At 69.4% G+C, this 4,301-nt stretch carries 4 protein-coding genes and 2 pseudogenes; 1 reads left to right on the top strand and 5 read right to left on the bottom strand.

Annotated features, from left to right (window positions below; genetic code table 11):
• Positions 1-225: 225 nt before the first annotated feature.
• Entirely contained in the window at positions 226-876 is a 651-nt protein-coding gene (locus VFL64_RS05610) for a M48 family metalloprotease (protein ID WP_489539393.1), read from the top strand.
• Here the strand turns inward: VFL64_RS05610 and aac(6') are convergent.
• The 5 genes and pseudogenes from aac(6') to VFL64_RS05585 all read right to left on the bottom strand — a co-directional run.
• The gene (aac(6'), locus tag VFL64_RS05605) at positions 873-1,409 is read right to left on the bottom strand and encodes an aminoglycoside 6'-N-acetyltransferase (RefSeq protein ID WP_489539392.1); all 537 of its coding nucleotides are present in this window, start codon (positions 1,407-1,409) and stop codon (positions 873-875) included. The genes VFL64_RS05610 and aac(6') overlap by 4 nt on opposite strands.
• Positions 1,410-1,481: 72 nt before the next feature.
• Positions 1,482-2,081 (bottom strand): annotated as a pseudogene (locus VFL64_RS05600) (HAD family hydrolase); the annotation flags it as partial.
• 31 nt (positions 2,082-2,112) lie between these two features.
• A pseudogene (gene pabB / locus VFL64_RS05595) lies at positions 2,113-3,297 on the bottom strand (aminodeoxychorismate synthase component I); the annotation flags it as partial.
• Between the two features lie 7 nt (positions 3,298-3,304).
• Positions 3,305-3,838, bottom strand: coding sequence for a formaldehyde-activating enzyme (gene fae, locus VFL64_RS05590; protein ID WP_489539391.1), 534 nt, complete (start codon positions 3,836-3,838; stop codon positions 3,305-3,307).
• A gap of 29 nt (positions 3,839-3,867) precedes the next feature.
• A partial coding sequence (locus tag VFL64_RS05585) for a GltB/FmdC/FwdC-like GXGXG domain-containing protein (protein ID WP_489539390.1) occupies positions 3,868-4,301 on the bottom strand: 434 nt, incomplete at its 5' end.

Raw genomic sequence — 4,301 nt, 5'->3', positions numbered from 1 at the left:
CGGGATCCACTGGCGGTGGACGCCCCGGTGCTTCGTCGGGCAGTGGACCCCTGCCTTCGCCGGGGTGACAGAGCCGCAGGAACCGCACTTGCCCGTGCACTGCAGCACGGCGCCCCCCGATTTGAGGTAACAGCCCACGGGTAAACCCTTGAATCAGGCACGCAGATTGCGCCGTAATCACAGATGTGGGCCCGGCGGTGGGCGCGCGCGGGAGTTGTCGTGGTGATGTGGTCGGTGGTGCGGTGGGTGATCGTGGTCGGGCTCGCACTGGCAGCGGGCATGGCACATGGCGAAGGCATCGTCGACGTGCTGGAACGCTCGCAACAGGTGCGCCTGGACAGGCTGCAGCTGGTCGCGTCCGACAACCCGCGCGCCCTGAAGATCCGGGCCAGCTTCGAGAAGCTGCTCCACGGCCTGGGCCCGGTGCGCACCGTCGAGCTGCGCGTGGTCCGCGGCGACACCCTCGCCGAGACGCTGAACGGCCACGTGGTGGTCGCCCACGAGAGCCTGGGCGACTGGCCCGAGGAAGACCGGATGTTCGTGCTGGCGCACGAACTCGGCCACGTGGCGCTCGGCCACTGGTCGCAGATGGGCAGCGTCTACCAGAAGTGGGTGCCAGGAGCCGTCACGCCGGAACAGACCGACGCCGTCGCCGCCCTGCTGGGGCGCGAGGCCTCCAGCCTGGCCCACCAGCACGAGTACGAGGCCGACGCCTTTGCCGCACGCACTCTGCACAACCTGGGCAACCCGCGGCCGGACCTGCGCGCCATCTTCACGCGCCAGGGCATCACCAAGGACACGCCCACCCACCCCGGCACGCAGAAGCGGCTGGCCTCGCTGCGCGCGGCGGAGGCCAGCTTGCCGCCAGGGCGCTAGCCGCCGGCCTTCCCGCGGGGTCTCTCGCACAGCATGTAGACGGCCGGGCCATCTGGCGTGACGACCGTCTTCACACGCCTGAACCCCGCCTTCTCGTAGCAGCGGATCGCACGTGCATTGTCCGGCGACGGATCCGTCTGCACCTTCGTGACCGACGGGTCGGCGAACAGGTGTTCGAGCAGCGCCCGCACGAGCCGCGTGCCCAGCCCCTGGTCCAGGAGCGATGGTTCACCGATGGACTGGTCGATGCCACGCACACCGGGATCGGTCTCGTCTTCCCACCAGCCCTCCCCGCTCCCCAGGGCGACATACGACTGGGCGTAGGCGAACGGCACGCCGTCGACGGACGCGATGTAGGGCGTCACCCCGTCGCGTGCGAGGACGCTGGGGAGGTACTGCTCGCGCACTTCATCGAGCGTGGGTTGTTCGTTCCCCCACCACACGGCGACGTGGGGCCGGTTCAGCCAGGTGTGCAGCAAGGGCAGGTCGTCTTCTCGCATGAGCCGGAGTTCGACGGTCTGGCCAGCGGGCAGGCCGTTCTCGCCGCCCTCATCGATCACCGACCAGCCAGCCTGCAGCGCATGCGCGCGCAGATGCGGATCGGGCCGCACCGCCACCGGGTGCGACACGGCCTGCAGCAGTGGCAGGTCACTGCGCGAATCCGAATAGAACCAGCTCTGCGTGAACGCCTGCAGGGCGAGAGGAGGCGCCTGGCCGGCCAGCCAGGCCTGCACGCGGGTCAGCTTGTGCTCGCGGTAGCAGGGCTCGCCGTCGATCTCGCCGGTGTAGAAGACGCCTTGCTGCTGGGCCTCGGTCGAGACCACGTGATCGATGCCGAACAACCGCGCGAAGGGGCCCGCAATGAAATGCGTGGTGGCGGTGACGAGCGCGCACAGGTCGCCGGCGTCGCGGTGGCGCGCGACCAGCGCCAGCATGCTGGCCGGCACGTGTGCACGCATCTCGGCCTCGAAGTCGCGGCCCCAGGCCTCGATCTGCGCGCGCGGCACCGTCGACAGTGGCGCCACGGTCACCCGGTGCATGGCGTGGATGTCCAGCGTGCCCGCCACGTACTCGAGGCAGTAGCCCAGGTAGACCTCCGGCGCCTCGAGCGGCAGGGCACCGCGCGCGACGAGGAAGCGCGTCCAGGCCATGCCGCTGTCGAAGGGGATCAGCGTGTGGTCCAGGTCGAACAGCGCCAGCCTCATGGGCGGTTCATGCGCAGGCCGGCTCGCGCGCCAGGCCGGTGAGAAAGCGCGCCTTCAGCAGGCATTCGTCGAACTCGTCGTCGGCCTGGCTGTCGAGCACGATGCCGGCGCCCACGCCCAGACGCGCCGGCCGCAGCCCGTCTGCCTCGGCCCCGAGCGTGAGCGTGCGGATGGCCACGCTGAGGCAGAAGTCGCCCAGGCGTTTGTCACCGCGCGGTGCGTCGACCCAGCCGATGGCGCCGCAGTAGAGCCCGCGCGGTGTGGTCTCCAGGCCGGCGATCAGCTCCATGGTGTGGTGCTTGGGCGCGCCGGTGATCGAGCCGCAGGGGAACACCGCGCGCAGCAGCTCGGCAAAGCCGACCTCGGGCTTCACCTGCGCCTGCACGGTGGACGTCATCTGGAACAGCGTGGCGTAGGGCTCGACCGAGAACAGCGCCGGCACCTTCACCGAACCCGTCTGCGCAATGCGGCCGAGGTCGTTGCGCAGCAGGTCGACGATCATCAGGTTCTCGGCCCGGTTCTTGGTGTCGAGCGAAAGCAGGCGCGCGGTCTCGCTGTCGCTCTCGGGTGCCTCGATGCGCGGCGCGGTGCCCTTCATCGGCCGCGCGGTGAGCAGGCCCGAGTCGTTGCGCAGGAAGAGCTCGGGCGAGCAGGAGAGCACGTGCGTGTCATCCGGCAGCGCGATCAGCGCGCCATAGCCCACCGGCTGGCGCGCCCTGAGTGCGCGGTACAGATCCAGTGGCGGGCCATAGGCGTCTCCGTGCAGTCGGTAGGTGTAGTTGACCTGGTAGGTCTCGCCGGCGCGGATGGCCTCGTGGATGCGCGCGATGGCCCGCGTGAAGCCCGGCCGGTCAACGCTGGGCATCAGGTTCGTCACACCACAAGGCTGCTCGCTGCTGCGCGCGGCCAGCCAGCCGTCGACCTCGTCGCGCGACAGGCGCCGCAGTGTGCGGAACATCAGCACGCGCAGTGATGACGCATCGTTGGCGCCCAGTACCGCATGCCCGGCCCGCATCAGCTTGGCGCCCCATTCATAGTCGGCCAGCACCACGGCATGCAGGCCGGCGCGCTGGTCGGCATCGACGCGCGCCCACAGCGCGTCGAGCGTGGCTGGGTCCACGCAGCGGTGCTCGCACGCAAAGCCGGTGTAGAGGCGGCTCAGCGGGTCGGCCCGCGTGGCGTGGCAGTCGTCGAGCAGTGCGAACACTTCGCTCATCGGTCGTTCAACTCCAGTCGTCCATGTCGTGCTTGATCTTGTGGCGGTTGGCGATCAATTCATCCACCGAGGGCTCGTTGTTGAGCGCCCGCCTGATCGCGAGTTTGGTCGCCTCGTGGTTGGTGCGGTACATGTCCTTCTTGTCGAGGTTGGCATCCTTGGCGCAGCGCGGGTCGATCCACACCAGGCTGATGATGCACAGCTCGTTGGCCATGTCCTTGGGGATGGTGCCATCGATCAGGCAGTCGACCACCGCATCGGCCGTGGCGCTCTGCACCACGCCGCCGAAGAGGTCGATGTTGGCCATGTCCTTCAGCGTGACCTTGGGCACGAGGATGGTCGCCGGCCGCACCAGCTGGTTGCAGGCGCGGATGGCGAACATCGCCGTGTGGCCCTTGCTCTGCGCCATCATGTTCGCGAAGGCCTGGCCGACGGGCCCGTCGGTGCGGCCGATCAGGATCTCGGGCATGGCGTCGGTGAACTGGCCCTCGCGTGCGAACACGGTGGCTTCGCCGGCGTGGAAGAGGTAGGTCTTGGTCATGGGTTGCCTCAGGGGATTGGAAGAAGGATTCAGCGGACCACGATGAGTTCACCCCGGCCATCGGACGCCAGGTCGCCCAGGTGGCGCACGATGGATCGCGAGGGCAGCGCTGCAAACGGCCCGCCGTGGCGTGCCAGATCGCGCGCCAGCAGCTGCCAGAACACGGCGGGGTCGACCAGCGCAGGCACGAAGGTCGGCGCGATTGTCGGTGCCGCCGTGGCAAACACCACGCTGCCGCGCCGCATGCCGTAACCCACGTGGGTACCCGCCTGCCCGCCGATGGCGATGCTGCCGGCCACCATGCGCGAGGCGAGGAAGTCGCCCGCGTTGCCGAAGACGAGTGCCGTGCCGCGCCGCATGCGGTCGCCGAAGCGCTCACCGACGTTGCCCTTCACAAGGAGCGTGCCCCCGCGCATGCCGTCCATGCTGCCGGGCAGGGTGCTGGCGGCGAAGTCGCCCGCAT

This window comes from Rhizobacter sp., from assembly GCF_035702065.1.
Lineage (GTDB): Bacteria > Pseudomonadota > Gammaproteobacteria > Burkholderiales > Burkholderiaceae_C > Rhizobacter.
The sequence above is the reverse complement of the archived record's forward strand: the minus strand, read 5'-3'. Positions and strand labels throughout refer to the sequence as shown.